The 17,061-nt window shown below is 65.3% G+C and carries 15 protein-coding genes; 7 read left to right on the top strand and 8 right to left on the bottom strand.

Going from position 1 to position 17,061, the window contains the following annotated elements:
- Positions 1-118 precede the first annotated feature (118 nt).
- A complete protein-coding gene (locus F2P44_RS29545; protein WP_167092826.1) occupies positions 119-3,898 on the top strand; it encodes a GH36-type glycosyl hydrolase domain-containing protein in 3,780 nt (1,259 codons plus the stop codon).
- Position 3,899: 1 nt separating this feature from the next.
- The gene (locus F2P44_RS29540) at positions 3,900-4,979 is read left to right on the top strand and encodes an ABC transporter ATP-binding protein (RefSeq protein WP_167092823.1); all 1,080 of its coding nucleotides are present in this window, start codon (positions 3,900-3,902) and stop codon (positions 4,977-4,979) included.
- A gap of 41 nt (positions 4,980-5,020) precedes the next feature.
- On the opposite strand, the gene F2P44_RS29535 is transcribed toward F2P44_RS29540, so the two are convergent.
- Positions 5,021-5,299, bottom strand: a complete 279-nt coding sequence (locus F2P44_RS29535) for a hypothetical protein (protein ID WP_167092820.1) — start codon at positions 5,297-5,299, stop codon at positions 5,021-5,023.
- Between the two features lie 219 nt (positions 5,300-5,518).
- Here F2P44_RS29535 and F2P44_RS29530 point away from each other — a divergent pair, with 219 nt between their 5' ends.
- Positions 5,519-6,379, top strand: coding sequence for a DMT family transporter (locus F2P44_RS29530; protein WP_167092817.1), 861 nt, complete (start codon positions 5,519-5,521; stop codon positions 6,377-6,379).
- 14 nt (positions 6,380-6,393) lie between these two features.
- On the opposite strand, the gene F2P44_RS29525 is transcribed toward F2P44_RS29530, so the two are convergent.
- The 5 genes from F2P44_RS29525 to F2P44_RS29505 all read right to left on the bottom strand — a co-directional run bounded on the left by F2P44_RS29525 (position 6,394) and on the right by F2P44_RS29505 (position 9,939).
- The gene (locus F2P44_RS29525) at positions 6,394-7,131 is read right to left on the bottom strand and encodes an AIM24 family protein (RefSeq protein WP_167092814.1); all 738 of its coding nucleotides are present in this window, start codon (positions 7,129-7,131) and stop codon (positions 6,394-6,396) included.
- Between the two features lie 3 nt (positions 7,132-7,134).
- Positions 7,135-7,776: an AIM24 family protein gene (locus F2P44_RS29520; RefSeq protein ID WP_167092811.1), complete on the bottom strand. Its 642-nt coding sequence runs from the start codon at positions 7,774-7,776 to the stop codon at positions 7,135-7,137.
- A 50-nt stretch (positions 7,777-7,826) separates the two neighbouring features.
- Positions 7,827-8,444, bottom strand: coding sequence for an AIM24 family protein (locus tag F2P44_RS29515; RefSeq protein WP_289312934.1), 618 nt, complete (start codon positions 8,442-8,444; stop codon positions 7,827-7,829).
- Positions 8,445-8,579: 135 nt separating this feature from the next.
- Entirely contained in the window at positions 8,580-8,771 is a 192-nt protein-coding gene (locus F2P44_RS29510; protein ID WP_167092805.1) for a hypothetical protein, read from the bottom strand.
- Between the two features lie 190 nt (positions 8,772-8,961).
- The gene (locus F2P44_RS29505; protein WP_167092802.1) at positions 8,962-9,939 is read right to left on the bottom strand and encodes an SMP-30/gluconolactonase/LRE family protein; all 978 of its coding nucleotides are present in this window, start codon (positions 9,937-9,939) and stop codon (positions 8,962-8,964) included.
- Between the two features lie 156 nt (positions 9,940-10,095).
- Here F2P44_RS29505 and F2P44_RS29500 point away from each other — a divergent pair, with 156 nt between their 5' ends.
- The 3 genes from F2P44_RS29500 (at position 10,096) to F2P44_RS29490 (ending at position 12,314) form a co-directional block, all read left to right on the top strand.
- Complete coding sequence (locus tag F2P44_RS29500; RefSeq protein WP_167092798.1) at positions 10,096-10,908, top strand: EcsC family protein; 813 nt, start codon at positions 10,096-10,098, stop codon at positions 10,906-10,908.
- A 117-nt stretch (positions 10,909-11,025) separates the two neighbouring features.
- Positions 11,026-12,081: an alpha/beta fold hydrolase gene (locus tag F2P44_RS29495; protein ID WP_229423827.1), complete on the top strand. Its 1,056-nt coding sequence runs from the start codon at positions 11,026-11,028 to the stop codon at positions 12,079-12,081.
- Positions 12,082-12,131: 50 nt separating this feature from the next.
- Positions 12,132-12,314, top strand: a complete 183-nt coding sequence (locus tag F2P44_RS29490) for a hypothetical protein (RefSeq protein ID WP_167092795.1) — start codon at positions 12,132-12,134, stop codon at positions 12,312-12,314.
- 57 nt (positions 12,315-12,371) lie between these two features.
- On the opposite strand, the gene F2P44_RS29485 is transcribed toward F2P44_RS29490, so the two are convergent.
- The gene (locus F2P44_RS29485; RefSeq protein ID WP_167092792.1) at positions 12,372-13,349 is read right to left on the bottom strand and encodes a chemotaxis protein; all 978 of its coding nucleotides are present in this window, start codon (positions 13,347-13,349) and stop codon (positions 12,372-12,374) included.
- Positions 13,350-13,857: 508 nt separating this feature from the next.
- Here F2P44_RS29485 and F2P44_RS29480 point away from each other — a divergent pair.
- Complete coding sequence (locus tag F2P44_RS29480) at positions 13,858-15,687, top strand: putative bifunctional diguanylate cyclase/phosphodiesterase (protein ID WP_167092789.1); 1,830 nt, start codon at positions 13,858-13,860, stop codon at positions 15,685-15,687.
- Here F2P44_RS29480 and F2P44_RS29475 read toward each other — a convergent pair.
- Entirely contained in the window at positions 15,641-16,894 is a 1,254-nt protein-coding gene (locus F2P44_RS29475) for a PQQ-dependent sugar dehydrogenase (protein ID WP_229423826.1), read from the bottom strand. The genes F2P44_RS29480 and F2P44_RS29475 overlap by 47 nt on opposite strands.
- Between the last annotated feature and the right edge of the window lie 167 nt (positions 16,895-17,061).

Raw genomic sequence — 17,061 nt, 5'->3', positions numbered from 1 at the left:
AAAATAACACGCCGGATGGTCGAAATTTCATAGTTTTAACAAGGATGTCATGTAAAATTTACCACGATGTAACCGCTTACATTGCTTCATCCCCAAATGAAAACCACGTTTCCTGCCCATGACTCCGATTCCGTTCAGCCCAGCCGCCGGCGCCCGCTTTCTCTCCAACGGTCACCTGCGGGTGCTCGTCACGGCTGCCGGCAGTGGCGCGACGGACCTCGGCGCGCATGCGCTGACGCGCTGGCAGGGCGACCCGGTGGAAGATGGCGACGGCTACTTTATCTACCTGCGTGACCTCGACAGCGGCGAGTTCTGGTCGGTCGGCGCCCAGCCCTGTGCCGTCGCCGGCGCCCGCTATGGCTTCGGCGGCGACGATGGCGGCGCGTGGCTGACCTGCCGCCACCTCGGCATCGAAGCGCGGCTCGACATCGTGGTCGCGCCGGAAACCGACGTCGAGCTGCGCACCCTGACCCTGCTCAATACCAGCACGCGGGCGCGCCGCATCGAGGTCACCAGCTACCTGGAAGTGGTCCTCAACAAGCGCGACGCGGAAGCCGCGCATCCGGCTTTTTCCAAGCTGTTCGTGCAGACCGAATCGGTTCCCGCCGCTGGCGCTGTGCTGGCGCGGCGCCGCCCGCGCGACGCCGGCGAAGAATGCATCTGGCTGGTGCACGCGGCCAGCGGCGGTGAAGACGCCGGCGTCGAAACCGACCGCAAACGCTTCATCGGGCGTGGCCGCAGCCTGGGGGCACCGGCCGCCCTGGCGGCAAGCGCACCGCTATCGGGCACCGCCGGCAACGTGCTCGATCCGTCCTTCAGCCTGCGCCGCAACGTCACGCTGGAACCGGACGCGAATGCCGTCATCGCGTTCACGCTGGGCGCGGCGGGCGAGCGCGATGCCGCACTGGCGCTGCTGGCCAGCGCGCCGTCGCCGCAACTGGCGGCGCGTACGGCGGGCGAACGCCGCGCCGCCCTCCTGACCGTACTGGCGCTGGACACCGAGCAAGCCGCGTACGCCGAAGCGCTGGCCGCCGCGATCTTGTATGGCGAGAGCGCCCTGCGCGCCCCGGGAGACGCGCGCGTATCGAGCGGCACCATCCCCGACGACCTGGGTTTACCCAAGGACCGCGTGCTGTGCGTGGTGCACGCGATCGGTGCGCGCGACCCGCACGCGCAAGCCTTGCTGGACGCCGCGCGCTACTGGGATGCGCTGGCACTGCCACTGCACCTGGTGCTGGTCGGCGCCACCGCCGACTGGCCCGGCCTGCAAGGCCCGGTGACCCTGCTCGACCCGATGCATGTGCTCAGCGCCGACCTGGATCGCATCGCCGCGCAGGCACGCATGGTGGTCAAGGGCGAACTGCCGGAGTTCGCGCCGCGCGCCAGCATCTTGCGCCCGCCCCGTCCACCGCAGCGCAAGCACGTGCAGGACGACGCCGAACCCGCGCCGCTGCGGTTCTTCAACGGCGACGGCGGCTTTTCCGCCGATGGCAAGGAATACGTGATCCGGCTCGCCTGGGATGGTGCCACGGGCCTGTCGCGCCCGCCCCTGCCCTGGACCAATGTGATCGCCAACGAGCAGGTGGGCGTACTGGTGAGCGAAACTGGCGCCGGCACCACTTGGAGCCGCAACAGCCGCGAACACCGGCTCACCCCCTGGTTCAACGATCCGGTGCGCGACCCGCACGGCGAAGCGCTGTACCTGCGCGACGAGGACGACGGCAGCTGGTGGTCGCCCATGCCCGGCCCGGCACCGGCCGCCGCCGGCTACGAAGCGGTGCACGGCTTCGGCTACACCACCTTCCGCCATGCCAGCTACGGCTTCGAGCAGGAGTGCACGGTATTCGTGCCGCGCCACGACCCGCTCAAGATCGTGCGTATCCGCGTGCGCAATACCGATACGCGCAGCCGCACCATCTCGCTGTTCTCGTTCCAGCAGCTGGTGCTCGGTTCAAGCGCTGACAGCGCGCGCCACGTGTGCACCACCTGGGACGCCGGCGTGCTGCTGGCCACCAGCCGCATGGCCGGCCCGTTCGCGGACGGCGTGACCTTCGCCGCCCTGGTAGCGCCGCCGGCCAGCGCCAGCTTTCACAGCGGCGATCGCGCCTCCTTCATCGGCCCGCAGGGCACCACCGCCCGTCCGGCCGCGCTGGGCGAGGCGCGCCTGGACGGGCGCACCGGCCCCGGTCTCGATCCATGCGCCGCGTTCCAGGCACGCCTGACCATCGCCGCTGGCGAGCAGGTCGAATTTGCCGTGCTGCTGGGCGAAACCACCTCCAGCGAGGATGCGCAGGCCCTGGTGCGGCGCTATCGCAGCGGCGCGGCGGTCGACCAGGCGCTGCTTGAGGTGCGCCAGTTCTGGCACGACACCGTGGGCGCCATCAAGATCGACACCCCGGTGCCGGCCATCGACCTGATGGTCAACGGCTGGCTGGCCTACCAGAACCTGAGCTGCCGCATCTGGGGCCGCACGGCCTTTTACCAGTCGGGCGGCGCGTACGGATTTCGCGACCAGTTGCAGGACGCCAGTGCCCTGATCTACACCCTGCCCGAAATGACGCGCAAGCAGATCTGCCTGCACGCCGCGCACCAGTTCGTGGAAGGCGACGTGCTGCACTGGTGGCATCCCGCCCCGCTGGAAAAAGGCATGCGCACGCGCTTTTCGGACGACCTGCTGTGGCTACCCTACATCACCGCCTTCTATCTCAATTCCACCGGCGACTGGAGCGTGCTCGATGAAGTCGCGGGCTTCCTCAGCGCGCCGCAATTGGAAGACGGCGAAGATGAAGTATTCCTGGAGCCGCAGCCGGCCGGCACCAGCGCCGACGTGTACGAGCATTGCTGCCGCGCGCTGGACCGCTCGCTCACCAAGGGCGCGCACGGCCTGCCGCTGATGGGCACCGGCGACTGGAACGACGGCATGAGCCGGGTCGGGCGCGAAGGCCGCGGCGAGAGCGTGTGGATGGGCTTTTTCCTGTTCCGCATCATCGGCGACTTCCTGCCTGCGTGCGAAAAGCGCGGCGATAGTGCACGCATCGCCGCCTACAGTGCCTACCGCGACCACCTGTCCGTCGCGCTCAACGGCGAAGGCTGGGATGGCCAATGGTACCGGCGCGCCTTTTACGACAATGGCGCGGTAATGGGCTCGAGCCAGAGCGACGAATGCCAGATCGACGCGCTGGCGCAGGCCTGGGCGGTGATCTCCGGCGCCGCGCCGGAAGAGCGCGCGCACATGGCGCTCGACGCGATGGAAGAGCGGCTGGTGTCGGATCACGATGGCCTGATCCGCCTGCTGACCCCTCCTTTTGTCGACACCGTGCAGGACCCCGGCTACATCAAGGGCTACGTGGCCGGTGTGCGCGAAAACGGCGGCCAGTACACGCACGCCGCCTGCTGGGCGGTGCGCGCGATGGCCGAAGCGGGCCGCAACGAGCGCGCCGCGCAGCTGCTCGAAATGCTCAGTCCCGTCAGCCACACGCTTACGCCGGAAGCGGTGGCGCGCTATCAGGTCGAACCGTACGTGATCGCGGCCGACATCTACGGCGCCGAACCGCACGTGGGGCGCGGCGGCTGGACCTGGTACACGGGTTCGGCCGGCTGGGCCTACCGGGTCGCGCTTGAATCGGTGCTCGGTTTTACCTTGGTGGGTGGCGCGGCAATCCGCATCAAGCCGGTGGTGCCGGCGGCGTGGCCGGGTTTCAGCATCCGCTACCGCCTGCCGGACGGCGCGACCAGCTACCACATCGAAGTGATCAACGACGCCATCGGCGATGGCACGCTGGTGGTGGCCGCCTCGCTCGACGGCCAGGAAGCGCCAATCGAAGGCGGCGCGGCCATGATCCCGATGAAGGCCGACGGCGCCGCGCACCGCGTGGTCATCGTACTGCGCGCGGCCTGAGATGGCACAAGTTCAACTGACAGGCATCCGCAAGTCGTACGGAGCGCAGGCGGTCCTGCATGGAATCGACCTCGATATCGCCGATGGCGAGTTCGTGGTCTTTGTCGGCCCGTCCGGCTGCGGCAAGTCGACCCTGCTGCGCGCGATCTGCGGGCTGGAAGACATCGACGGCGGCGACGTCCTGATCGACGGCGTGCGCATGAACGACGTGCCGCCGGCGCAGCGCGGGCTGGCCATGGTGTTCCAGAGTTACGCGCTGTATCCGCACATGACTGTGTACGAGAACATGGCGTTCGCGCTGAAACTGGCGGGCAAGCGCAAGACGCAGATCGACGAAGCCGTGCGCAAGGCCGCGCACACCCTGCAGATCGAGGCGCTGCTGCAGCGCCGGCCCAAGGAACTGTCAGGCGGCCAGCGCCAGCGCGTGGCGATCGGACGCGCCATCGTGCGCCAGCCGGCCGTGTTCCTGTTCGACGAACCGCTGTCGAACCTGGACGCGTCGCTGCGGGTGCAGATGCGCATCGAACTGGCCAGGCTGCACCGCACCCTGGCCACCACCATGATCTATGTGACGCACGACCAGGTCGAGGCGATGACTCTGGCCGACCGCATCGTGGTACTGCGCGCCGGCCGCATCGAGCAGGTGGGCGCGCCGCTGGAGCTGTATCACCGGCCCGACAACCTGTTCGTGGCCGGATTTCTTGGCGCCCCGCCGATGAATTTCCTGCGCGGTGAAATCCGCCAGTGGAACGCGGGCCAGGCGGTGGTGGCGCTGGCCGGCGGCGCCCAGTTGATGGTGTGCGTGGGTGCGCAAATGGCGCCCGGCGCGCACGTCACGTTGGGAATGCGGCCCGAGCACATCGTGACCGATGCGGTGGACGGCATCCGGGCGACCGTGTTCGCGGTCGAACGGCTGGGCGAAGGGACGTATCTGTATGCCAGCGTGGGCGGCAGCTCAGAACAGGTGGTGGTGCGGGCCGATCCGGACACCGCCTGGGAGGTGGGCCAGCACGTGGCGTTGGGTGCGCCGCTGGCGCGTATCCATGTATTTGGCGAAAACGGCAGAAGGTGTCCGCCTTAGCGCGCTGGTTGTCAAAACCTTTTATTTACCGTCCATTGAGATTAGGGACTTCCAAATAGACGGGCGACACAAGCATCGCAGCCCTTGAGAGCGACCAACACCCCCATGAATCCAAGAGCCCCCAACGGCAGTGAGAGCAGGAAAAAGGAAATATATGCTGCTTTTTCAAATAGCACCCAGTTTAAAATAACTGTACCACCTCCTATCACGAGGGAGACGATAAGTAGAGCGGGACGCTTCCATTTCGCTTCAGGAAAAGCTCCCCAGAACGCAATACCTCTCACGACTCTGCAATAACTGCACCGCTCGATCATTCCCACAATTTCTCCAATCTACTCACATAACGATAAGCTCGCTATCCTTCATCCAGGCCCGTGTCTGCTCGAAAGCACACACCGGTAAAGGGCAGTGTATAGCGCTTGTTACTCCAATGGCAAGTAATGGGAGGTGTGGCCAGAGCTCCTTGGTCCGCATGCAGCGCTGGTCGCTTCGTGCGACACTGACGGACTTTGGTGTAATTGCGTAGCGGGAATATATCGATGTGGAATGGCGTACTGTGCGGCCTGCTGGCCGGCGCGATGTGGGGCATGGTGTTCATCGTGCCGGAATTGCTGGCGGCGTTTTCGCCGGTCGAACTGGCCGTGGGGCGCTACATCGCCTACGGCGCCATCGCCACCGGGCTAATGCTGCCGCGCCTGCGCGGCCTCATGAAACGGCTCGACCGCAGCGATTGCGGCGCGCTGGTGCGCCACGCGCTGGCCGGCAACATCGTCTATTACATGCTGCTGGCGTTGGGTGTCAAGCTGGCGGGCGTGGCGCCGACCTCGCTCATCATCGGCCTGCTGCCGATTACCGTCACCCTGCTCGGGCGCAAGGATCACGGCGCGATTCCCCTGTCTCAACTGGCGCTGCCGCTGCTGGTGGTGGGTGCCGGCATCGCCTGTATTAATGTCGACGTGTTCCTGCACGCGCGCGCCAGCGGGGCGTCGCCCGGCGCGACCCTGCTGGGCGTGCTGTGCGCCTTCGGTGCCCTGCTGTGCTGGAGCTGGTACGCACTCGACTTCGCCATCTGGCATGGCGAGGTCACCGGCGCCGCAGGCATGGCAAGCGGACGCAACTGGACGGCATTCTGGATCACCAACGCCCTGCTCGCCCTGGGCGCATCGGTCATCGGCAACCATCTGTGGAATATCGCCAGCCGGCGCGTGCCGGTCACCCTGTCGGGGCAACTGATCTTGTTCGAGACCCTGTTCGCGCTGCTGTATGGCTTTGTCTACCACCGCCAGTTTCCGAGGATGCTGGAAATGGCGGCGATTGTGCTGCTGATTGCAGGCGTGGTGTGGGCAGTGCGCATGCACGCCGTGCAGCCTGTGGCCGAGCAGACGGCGGCGCACGGCTAGCGCCGCCGGCAGCCTTAGCGCCGTTGCTGGCTATGCTGCTGTATCGACATGCCCAGCTGGCTCAATTCTTCCTTGCCCAGCATCGGCAACTGCGCCAGCAAATGCGACAAGGTCGAACTGCCGTTCAGTTCCAGCTCGGACGACTGCACCAGCACGGTGCCATTGCCGGTAAAGTCGACCTGCTTTTCCTCGCCCGACAGTGTAAAGCCGGTCATGGCCCCCACGGTCGAGATGAACCCCTTGACGTGCTCGTAATCGTAGCGGTACGACGGACTCGGGCAATCGGCCCAGCCCAGCACGGCCTGCTCATCGACCCGGCACGGCAGTTCCATGAAGTGCACCGGCCCATTCGAGGACGCGATCACCTTGCCGGTCCCGAGCAGGGTCAGGTAACCCGGCAGGGTCGATTCCTGGCAAATCACGTTCTTGGAAAAGCCCAGCAGATTCTTGGCGCGGATCGTCATGTTGGCCGCATCCAGGTCATAGCAAGCCAGGTCGTTGCCGTTGTCGCCCAAGATCAGCTGGCCCTGGCCCTGCGCCACCACGAAGTTGTGGATGTATTTCGGCGCGTTGAAGGCGTGGCGCGCCAGCATGTCGATGACGCTGCTGCCCATGGCCTCGAAGCTCAGGTTGCCGTAAAAGGCGATCATCTTGCCCTTGCGGATGAAAATCTGGTCGGTCACGTCGACCACGAAGGCAAACCGGTTCAGGTTATCGTTCTTGGGCAAGTTCGCTGGATTGTAGATTGTCATGATTTACCTCTCGCTCGCTTGGATGTAGACCGTGCCCTGGCCGGTGAATTTGACTTGATACGACTCGCCCGAGGCCTGGCCGACAAACGTCTTCCAGTTCAGGTCGGTGATGATGGCGGAACTCAACTGCCCGGTGTGACCGATATAGGCTTGCGGGTCGACGCAGACCGGCACATCGGGCGTGACCGGCAAGCCGATGGCGTTGCCGTCCGACAGGATCGCCACCTCGCCCGAGCCCTGGAAAGTGCTGGTAAACAAACCCTGGCCCGACACGGCGCCGCGCGCGATGCCCTGGATGCCGCCCTGGTTACCGAGGAACATGGTGCCGGCGGTCAGGCGCGCGTCGAAAGCCAGCACATTGTCGCTTTCCACGTACAGCGTTTCGCCGCGCACCGGGATGATGGTGACGAACAAGCCATCGTAGGCGTAGTAGACCGAGCCGCTGCCCTTGGCCATCATCAGGGAATAGCCCTCGTTGGTGGCGGCGCGCATCGCCAGGGATTGCACGCCCTGCCCCGCCAGGAAGGAACGGCTGAACGCGACTTCGCCCTGGTACGAAATCATCGCACCCTTCTTGGCGAAGACTTCTTCATTATTGAGTTTGACCTCAATCATTTTTTCATTGATTTGCTGATACGCCGGCATGGCATTCTCCAGATAATTCGATTGTTCATGAGCGCGTGCGCGCCGCCCTGTCAGCGTTCCGCAGGCTGGATGAAGACCACGCCCTGGCCAGTGAACTTGTGCTGGTAGGACTCGCCCGAGGACTGGCCGACCATGGTGCGCCAGTTCACGTCGAACACGAATTCCTGGGTGATATTGCCCTTGAAGCCGACGAAGGCGTCCGGATCGACGCGCAGCGGATTGGCGGGCGTCACTTCCAGCATGATCAGGTTGCCGCGCGAGATGACCGCGATGTTGCCCTGCCCCTCGACCGTGGTGCTGAACAGGCCCTGGCCCGAGGCTGCCCCGCGCAGGCCGGCGAAGCTGGTGCCGGTCTTGAGCGAGGTATCGTAGGCCAGCAGGCTGCTGCTCTCGATGGTCATCTTTTCGCCGGCCAGCGCGATCACGGTGATTTCGGCCGCATCCTGGGCGAAAAACACGGTGCCGGTGCCCGAGGTTTGCATCAGCTGCATGCCCTCGTTGGTCACCTTGCGCTTGAGGGCGCCGAAGATGCCCTCGCCACCGAGGATGGATTTTTCGAATTTGATGGTGCCCGTATAGGCGACCATGGAACCGGCGATGGCAAGCACCTTCTCGTTTTGAAGGGTCACTTCCAGCAGGCGATCGGAATTATTGCGGAAACGGGTCACGGCTTGCTCCTGACAAAAGCGGTCGCGGCGCGGCCGCCGGCAACCAGAACGTCCCATTCTGGTTGTGTCAGTCAAGCGTGTCAAGACAGCAATGCATCCGCGACGCCGCGGGCTGGGCGTCGCTGCCGCGCTGGCTCAGGCGTAACGCGAGCGTGAACGGTGCAGAATGCCGGAATCGCTGCTTTCGCGCGCATCCTTGATGCGGAAATCGGAGGCCGGGCTGGTGCCGGAGCGCTCGTCATCGTTCTTGTGGCGCTGCTCGCGCTCGCGCTCGATTTCGCGTTCGATGCGCGACGCTGGCTGGGGATCGGATTTGGTGGTTTTCATCTCAGACGCTCCGGCGCGAGGTGCAGCGCATAAACATGGCGATGCGGGCATGGCGGGAAACGGTCAACTGCGCGGTTTTCATGATGTCTTTCTGTGAGAACATTTACTGCATGAACCAAGTATGCGCACCCGGACTTGCGGCGTATGTTCGACTCTTAACACAAATCATCAAAATCGCGCCCTCGTGCTCCTAATACGGCTTTCCGGCCAGGCCCAGCCGGATTTGCCAGAGCGCGCCGGCGCCCGTCATGTACAAGGTCTTGCCGTCCGCGCCGCCAAAAGCGGCGTTGGTGATGTTGGCGTCGACCCTGATCACGGCCAGCTCCTTGCCGGCCGGCGAAAACACGCGCAGGCGCTGCGCCGTATGTTCGGTCACGTAAATATTGCCCTGGCAATCGACCGTCATCCCGTCCGGCACGGCCAGGCCCGTGACCAGGTCGCGTCCCTTGCCCGGCACGCCGCGCACGATGGGATAGGCGCGCAGCACGCCATGCTCGCCGCCACCATTTACATACAGCATATCCCCCGCCGGCGATAACGCCACCCCATTCGGATTGGCGATGCCGCGTTCGACCACCGTCACCTTGCCGCCGGGGGCCACGCGGTAGACATAAGTGGCATCCTGCCCGCCTGGGGCGGCGTCGCGCTGGAAGGCGGGATCGGTGAAATACAGCGTGCCGTCGGCGGCAATGGCGAGATCGTTGGGCGAATTGAAGACCTTGCCGTTATAGCTGCCTGCCACCAGGGTGCGCTTGCCGCCGGGGAGCGCGAAGCGCGATACGCCCTTGTATTTGTGGGTGCCGGCAACGATGTTGCCGCGCGCATCGACCGCCAGGCCGTTGCTGCCGCTGTCGGCAAGCGCGGTGCCGACCTTGCCGTCCGGACCCAGCCGCTGGATACGCGATGGAAAACCGGGGCCGAAGGTGAAATCGGAAAAATACAGGGAGTCGCCGATCCAGACCGGGCCTTCGTACAGGCCCGCTTCGGCGTGGGTCGGCGCCGTGCCGGGCACGCGCGCGGCGCTCAGCGTGCCGGCGGGGGCAAGGCCGCCGCATTGGGCCGCCGCCGCGCCTCGCGCCACGCTCCAGCCGAGCGGCACGGCCAGGGCAAGGCGCAGCGCCAGGCGTGCCAGGGAAGGCTGGGAAGGCAGTGTCAGGGGCGGCAGCATCGGTATCCTTGGGAAATGTTAGCGCTATCAAGGCGCGAATTGTAGCAGCGTTGCGCTACCGCGTTCGCGTGCGTGGGCCGGCGGGGCGCGACTCGCCTATACTCCACGCATCGCCCCGGCGCACCGTGCGCAGCGGCATCTGATCAGCGAGGAATCATGGAACGTGAACACCCGGCCGGCGGCGCATCGAGCTTGTCACAGGAACACCTGGCCGAATTGCAGCAAGCCAAGCGCCTGCTGGAGCATCCCGGTTACGTGGCCCGCATTACCGACGTGATCGGCATGCCGCTCGAAGCGGCGGTCAAGGCCCTCCCCGCCGCGTGGACCAGCAAGATTGCCGCCGTCACCAACGCATCGCTGACCAAATGCCTGAACGTGGCCAACGCTACCTTGCGCCCGTCCGGCACCTCGTCCTTTCCCAAGCTGCACAGCGCGGCGGTGGCGCTGAGCGGCGCGGCCGGCGGCGCCTTCGGCATCGCCGGGCTGGCGGTCGAGCTGCCGGTGTCCACGGTCGTCATGCTGCGCTCGATCGCCGACATCGGCCGCGCGCAAGGCGAAAACCTCGCCTCGGGTGAAGCGCAGCTGGCTTGCCTGATGGTGTTTTCGCTGGGCGGCAAGACAGCCGCCGACGATGCGTCGGACTCGGGCTACTACGCGGCCCGCATCGCGCTGGCGCAGGCGATGTCGGAGGCCACGGTCTATCTGGCCAAACACAGCCTGGCCAGCGAAAGCGCGCCGGCGCTGGTGCGCCTGATTGCCCAGATCGCCACCCGCTTCAATGTGCACGTGTCGCAGAAGGCGGCGGCGATGATGGTGCCGATCATTGGCGCGGCCGGCGGCGCGCTGCTCAACACCCTGTTCATCAACCATTTCCAGGACATGGCGCGCGGCCATTTCACGGTGCGCCGGCTGGAGCGGCTGTATGGCCCTGACGCGGTCAGCGCCGCTTATCTGCAACTGCAAGGCTGAGCGGGGCGCGCAGCCCGCGAAGGTGCGCACACTGTTGACTGGCGCACAGACCAGCAGTGAGCGCGGCAGGCACAGTATACCCACGACAGCCACTCATCAACCTGCCGCAGGAATAACATGCCTTACGACCGTAGCGCCATGCCGAACCGCATTTCAACCTTTACCGAGCCGCGCACGCCCGGGTGGGGCAGTATCGCCCTGCTTGCCGCCGCCGGCCTGGCCGCGTCGGCGGTGTACGTGCAAGCGAGGAAACGCGAGGCCGAGCTGGCCAATCCCGCGCAGGGCAATGTCATCGAGGTCGATGGCGTGCGCCTGCATTATCTTGAGCACGGCGATGGACCACCGCTGGTGCTGCTGCACGGGAATGGATTGCATGCGGAAGACTTCGCGCTCAGCGGTCTGCTCGATACGGCCGCCGAATCGCATCGCGTGATCGCGTTCGACCGCCCGGGTTTCGGGCACAGCGAACGGCCCGGCGACACCAGCTGGACCCCGGAAGCGCAGGCGCGCCTGATGTACAAGGCCTTGCGCATGCTGGGCGTCGAGCGGCCAGTGATTGTGGGGCATGCCTGGGGGACCCTGGTCACGCTGGCGCTGGCGCTCGATTATCCGCGCTATGTGCGGGGGATTACGCTGGTGTCCGGCTACTACTATCCGAGCGTGCGGCTCGATGCGCCGCTGGCGGCGGCACCCGCGCTGCCGCTGTTGGGGCAGGTGCTGAGAAATACCCTGGCGCCACTGCTCGGCCGCCTGCTCTGGCCCGCCCTGGCGCGGCGCATGTTCAGCCCGGCCGCGGTACCGGAGCGCTTCAGCGAGTTTCCCGCCTGGATGTCATTGCGGCCGGCGCAGCTGGGCGCCAGCGCCGCCGAAATCGGCATGATGACGGCTGCGGCCGCGCGCCTGTCGCAGCGCTACGGCGAGCTGCGCCTGCCGATTGCCGTGCTGGCCGGCTGGGGAGACCAGCTGGTCAGCGCCGAGAGCCATGCGGTGCGATTCCATCAAGAAGTTCCACACAGCGACCTGCAACTGGAAGAAAGCTGCGGGCACATGCTGCACTACGCTCGTCCCGACCTCATCATGGCAGCGGTTGCCAGGCTGGAGGTGGGGGCACGCGCGGGCCTCGCACACATTCCGGCGTGGGCCCAGCACGACGCCGGCGCCACGCTGCACTAAGGCGACGCCACGCTTATTCGTTTTTTTTCACTGCCACAAGGAGATTTACCATGACCCAATCGACATCGGAAGGTACGCAGAACAAACAGTCCGGCAGCCCGGAAACCGAAGCGGACGTGAATTCGGCCGCCGGCAAGAAGGATGACAAGAGCAGCCACGACGAAAAGAGCCGTGTGAAAGCGGGCAAGGATGAAGGTGCCGGTGGCGGGGCGAAGCAGAAGCAACAGCACTAAGCGCCAAACCGTCGTTTCCGCCATTGGCGGAAACGACTCCCCGTGCCAGGGGGGCGATCAACCGCGCTTTTGCGGCGTGTTTTTCGCGAGCGTCTTGCGCAGCAGCGCCGCCAGTTCAATCGGCACGAACTTGGCAATATAGGCGTCCGCCCCCACGCCATTGACGTGATTCTCGTTCGCCGCGCCCGACAGGGACGAATGAATAATCACCGGAATCGTCGAAAACCGGCTGTCCTGCTTGATATTGCGCGTGAGCGTAAAACCATCCATCTCTGGCATTTCCAGGTCGCTCAGCACCAGCGCCACCTTGTCGCGCGCCGTCTTGCCCTCTTTCTTGGCCGCGATATCGATCGCTTCGAGCTTGTCCCACGCCTGCTTGCCGGAATTGGTCATCACGTACTGCGCACCCATCGCCTGCAACGCGTTTTCAATCAGCGCGCGCGCGATCACCGAGTCGTCCGCCGCCAGGATCACCTGTCCCTCGGGCAGGTTGAGCGGAGCGCCGATCGAATCGACATCCACGTCCGGCTCTTCATTGCTGTGCAACTGGCGCAGGATCGATTCCACGTCCAGCACCTGGGCCAGGCGGGTATTGGGCACGTCGCCATCGACCTTGGCAATGCTGGTCACCAGCGCGCCGCTGGCCGTCTTATCGCCCGGCAGCACCGACGTCCATTCCAGGCGCACGATTTCTTCCACCGCCTCCACCGCGAACGCTTGCGTGGTGCGCGCGAATTCGGTAATCAACAGCAGCTTGAGGCCCGCCGTCGGGATGCATCCCACCACCGCGGGGAGATTAATCACAGGAATAATCTGCTCGCGCAGATTGACCACACCCAGCATATGCGGATGGGAATCGGCAATCGGCGTGACGTGCGGCATCGCGACGATTTCGCGAATCTTGAACACGTTGATCGCATACAACTCCGAGTGCTGGCCTTCCGCATCGCCACCCAGGCGGAACAAGAGCAATTCCAGCTTGTTGAGGCTGGTCAGATTGCTTCTTTCGTCGATATCCTGTTGAACGTTATTCATCGTTTCCTTTTCCCTGCGCCCGGCCCGAAGGCGACCGGCGGCAACTGTGTTAGCGCGTCGGGCCGACGCGAGCTGGCGTTCTGATGCATCGGCGGGCTTGGGCCGACAGGCGGATCTGGGCGATCCCGGGGGATGGGGGATCAGGTAAGAGGACAAGCAACCGAAGGCGAAGGCATCCGCAGTCCGGTTCAATCGATTATACGTGTAAATATTCCTCTGGCATCACGGCGATTCGCCTGACCCCGCCCGGTTTGTTGCGCCGTTCGCACGTTTAATGCCGTGGAGCACTAATTTCATTTCGGTGCTACAATTTGTTGCACGAGCCTAGTCCCCGCTCGTCCCGGCCTGCACAGACAGCCTGATGCGAGAGCGTCAATGATGGCTGCAGCGCGCGCCTCACGCTTCCGGATGCCCTGCCCCGCATCATTCCTGGTTAATAGTGACGACGAGCGTCCCGGACGGAGTTGCGTTCACGCTGTGGCCCGGCTCAGGCCAAAAAGGCAAGCTTATGAATACCCGCACCGAATCCGACCGCCTGCTGGCCTTGCGCAAGCTCGACTTGCTCGACAGCGCGCCCAGCGAAGCGTTCGACCGCATCACGCGCATGGCCGCGCGCGTCTTCGGCTTGCCGATCGCGGCGGTGTCGCTGACCGACAGCGACCGCCAGTGGTTCAAGTCGCGCGTCGGCGTGGCCCACTTATCGATTCCACGCCTCAAGGCGCCCTGCTCCGCCGTGGCCGACAGCGGCGCCATGCTGGTGATTAACGACCTGCACGCGGATGCGCATTTCCGCGACAGCCACCTGGCCCACAGCGGCGTGCGTTTCTATGCGGGCGCGCCGCTGATCACCAGCGACGGCTACACGCTGGGCGCGATGTGCGTGCTGGGCCTGGAAGCGCGCACCATCAGCGCCACCGAACGCGATGCGCTGACCGACCTGGCGGCCATGGTGATGGCCCAGATCGAGCTGCAGCACACCCTGGGCCGGGTCGACCCGCTCAGCGGCATGCCAAACCGCAAACAATTCATCGAAGACTACGCCGACCTGCAAATGGACCGTCCGCAGGGCGAACGGCGCGTGGCGGTGCTGGTCAACATGGCCAACCAGGAACAGCTCAACAACGCCGCGCGCGTGATGGGCGCCTCCTACTTCGACGACCTGATGGACGAGGCGATCCGCTCCTACCGCGCCTTCCTCGGCGAGGAACACAAGGTGTACCAGCTGGCCGCGACCCAGTTCATCACCATCGCCCCGCCCGATATTGACGACGGCGCCTACACCGCGCGCCTGGCGCACTGGCTCGACAGCCGCGCCGAGTGGTGCACCTCGCGCTTCGTGACCACCCCGGCGATCGGCATCGCACCCTTCCTGCTGGGCCGCACCGAGTGCCTGGACGTGCTGCGCATCGGCCAGAACGCGATGCAGGACGCGCACCAGACCGGCCAGCTGATCGGCACCTATTCCTCCGCGCAGGACGCCGCCTACCAGCGCCGCTTCACCCTGCTCAACGCCTTCGATGCCGCGCTCGACGACGGGCACCAGCTGCGCCTGGTCTACCAGCCGCGCATCGACCTGGCCAGCGGGCGCTGCGTCGGCGCCGAAGCCCTGCTGCGCTGGCGCCATCCGGAGCTGGGCGACGTGCCGCCGGGCGAATTCATGCCGGTGGTGGAACAGACCTCGATGGTGCGTGCCGCCACCAACTGGGTGATCCGCGAAGCCGTGCGCCAGCTGGCTGCGTGGCATGGCGCCGGCTTGCAGCTGCAAATGTCGGTCAACGTCTCGGCCGCCAACCTGCTGGAAAAGGATTTTGTGAGCAACCTCGCCGCGCTGCTGAACCGGCACCGCATGGCGCCGGGCTGGCTGGAACTGGAAGTGACGGAAAGCGCGGTCATGGAAAACCAGGGCACCGCCCTGGCCACCCTGGCGGCGCTCGACGAGGCCGGCGTGCGCCTGGCGATCGACGACTTCGGCACCGGCTACAGCAGCCTGGCTTACCTGCAGAGCATGCCCGCGCACGTGGTCAAGATCGACCAGTCCTTCGTGCGCAACATGGCCGGCGGCGAACGCAACCGCACCTTGGTGAACACCATGATTTCACTCTCGCACGAGCTGGGCTTTCGCGTGGTGGCCGAAGGCATCGAAACCGATGAGGTGCGGCAGTTGCTGCGCGACCAGGGCTGCGACGAGGGGCAAGGCTATCTGTTCGCCAGGCCGCTGGCGCCGGAAGACCTGTTCGCCTGGTGCGCGCGCGAGCAAGCCGGCCAGGCCGCCGCGCGCCCGCCATGGAAGCCTATTTGCCCGCCGACGCCTTCGCCGGCGCGTCATACTGCAACCTGACCACCCGTCCGCTACGGTCCTCGACCAGGAAAATCGCGCCGCCGCGCCCCTGCTTGACGTCGACCGGAGCCCCGGCCGGCTGGTTCGGCTTGGCGCTCCAGCCGCCGATCAGTTCAATCATCTTGCCCAGCGGCGCGCCCTGCGCATCGGGCAGGAAGGCCACCAGCCGGTGGCCGTTCGCGCGGTAGCCGTGAAAGCCCATGATCAGGCTATTCTTGTATTGCGGCGGGAACATGTCGCCCGTGTAAAAGGTCATGCCGAGCGGCGCGGAGTGGGCCGGCAGCAGGCGTGCCGGAGCGCGGTAACTGGCGCACTTGGCGGCCGGATACTCCGGACTGGCCACATTATTGTCGTAGCAATAGGGCCAGCCGTAGTTGCCCTTGGCCTCGATCAGGTTCAACTCATCGTGCGGCAGATCGTTATCGTTCTTCAAGGTTTTGATAGCCGCCTGGATCGCGTCGCGCGAGTTTTCGCCCTGCCACAAGGCATGCGTGACCGGGTGGATCGCCAGCGCCATTGAATTACGCAGCCCGGTGGCGTGCACGTCCCAACTCTTGACGGTGCCGGCCGGCCATTGCATCTGGTATTTGCGCAGCGCGCCCAGCGCATTCGCCCCGCTCGCTTCCGCGCACGGTTTGGCCGGGTCCGGCGCCTTGCCCTCCTTGTCTTCGCAGTGGTCGCTGCCCGAACCGACGTTGACGTACAGGTCGCCCTTGGCGTCGAAGCGCAAGGCGGTCAGCGGGTGGCGCCCGATGCCGGGCAGCGCCGCCACCCCGGAGGTGCCGCCGATGACATCCTTGGTGGTGCCGTCCGGATCGCGCGGATCGAAGCGGAATACGCGCTTGATGGCGCCCACATACACCAGCCCGTCCGGCCCCAGCACGATGCCGTTCGGACGGTCGATCTTCTTCATCAGCAGTGTTTTCCGATACCCGGCCGCGCTGGGACGGAGCGTCCAGACGCTGCCCTGGTTCGGCTCCCAGCCGCCCAGGTCGACCACCAGCACGTCGCCATTGTCGAGCGGCTGGACCCCGCGCGCGAACTTGAAGCCGCCGGCGATGATGGCCGCGCAAAAGCCGGGCGGCGTGGTCACGGCCAGGCGTGGCGCGCCGCCGCATTTGTCGGCTGCGGCGGCGCTGCCAGCCATCAGGCACAGCGTGGCGGCCAGCGCCGGGCGAAGAAGACGATGGGCGTCAAAAGGTGTCATGCGGCATCCTGTCGAAAAGGTGCTGGAATTATAGAGTATGGAGCCAGTTGCAAAACTATTTTCCTGAACCGGTCGGCATGAGGAAATCGTGATTTTTGATCACGTTTTTCGAAGTTAGACGGACTCTGCTGGTTTAAGGTGGCGGAATCATGGTCAATCTCGTAGGT

The organism is Massilia frigida, assembly GCF_011682175.1.
Lineage (GTDB): Bacteria > Pseudomonadota > Gammaproteobacteria > Burkholderiales > Burkholderiaceae_D > Telluria_A > Telluria_A frigida.
This window is presented reverse-complemented; position numbering and strand designations above follow the sequence as displayed.

Excerpts from the sequence above, each read along its gene's own strand:
- F2P44_RS29490 (WP_167092795.1), top strand. The coding sequence starts at position 12,132 with ATGACCCAATCGACATCGGAAGGTACGCAGAACAAACAGTCCGGCAGC.
- F2P44_RS29500 (WP_167092798.1), top strand. The coding sequence starts at position 10,096 with ATGGAACGTGAACACCCGGCCGGCGGCGCATCGAGCTTGTCACAGGAA.
- F2P44_RS29485 (WP_167092792.1), bottom strand. The coding sequence starts at position 13,349 with ATGAATAACGTTCAACAGGATATCGACGAAAGAAGCAATCTGACCAGC.
- F2P44_RS29510 (WP_167092805.1), bottom strand. The coding sequence starts at position 8,771 with ATGAAAACCACCAAATCCGATCCCCAGCCAGCGTCGCGCATCGAACGC.
- F2P44_RS29475 (WP_229423826.1), bottom strand. The coding sequence starts at position 16,894 with ATGACACCTTTTGACGCCCATCGTCTTCTTCGCCCGGCGCTGGCCGCC.
- F2P44_RS29520 (WP_167092811.1), bottom strand. The coding sequence starts at position 7,776 with ATGCCGGCGTATCAGCAAATCAATGAAAAAATGATTGAGGTCAAACTC.
- F2P44_RS29545 (WP_167092826.1), top strand. The coding sequence starts at position 119 with ATGACTCCGATTCCGTTCAGCCCAGCCGCCGGCGCCCGCTTTCTCTCC.
- F2P44_RS29495 (WP_229423827.1), top strand. The coding sequence starts at position 11,026 with ATGCCTTACGACCGTAGCGCCATGCCGAACCGCATTTCAACCTTTACC.
- F2P44_RS29480 (WP_167092789.1), top strand. The coding sequence starts at position 13,858 with ATGAATACCCGCACCGAATCCGACCGCCTGCTGGCCTTGCGCAAGCTC.
- F2P44_RS29540 (WP_167092823.1), top strand. The coding sequence starts at position 3,900 with ATGGCACAAGTTCAACTGACAGGCATCCGCAAGTCGTACGGAGCGCAG.
- F2P44_RS29530 (WP_167092817.1), top strand. The coding sequence starts at position 5,519 with ATGTGGAATGGCGTACTGTGCGGCCTGCTGGCCGGCGCGATGTGGGGC.
- F2P44_RS29505 (WP_167092802.1), bottom strand. The coding sequence starts at position 9,939 with ATGCTGCCGCCCCTGACACTGCCTTCCCAGCCTTCCCTGGCACGCCTG.
- F2P44_RS29525 (WP_167092814.1), bottom strand. The coding sequence starts at position 7,131 with ATGACAATCTACAATCCAGCGAACTTGCCCAAGAACGATAACCTGAAC.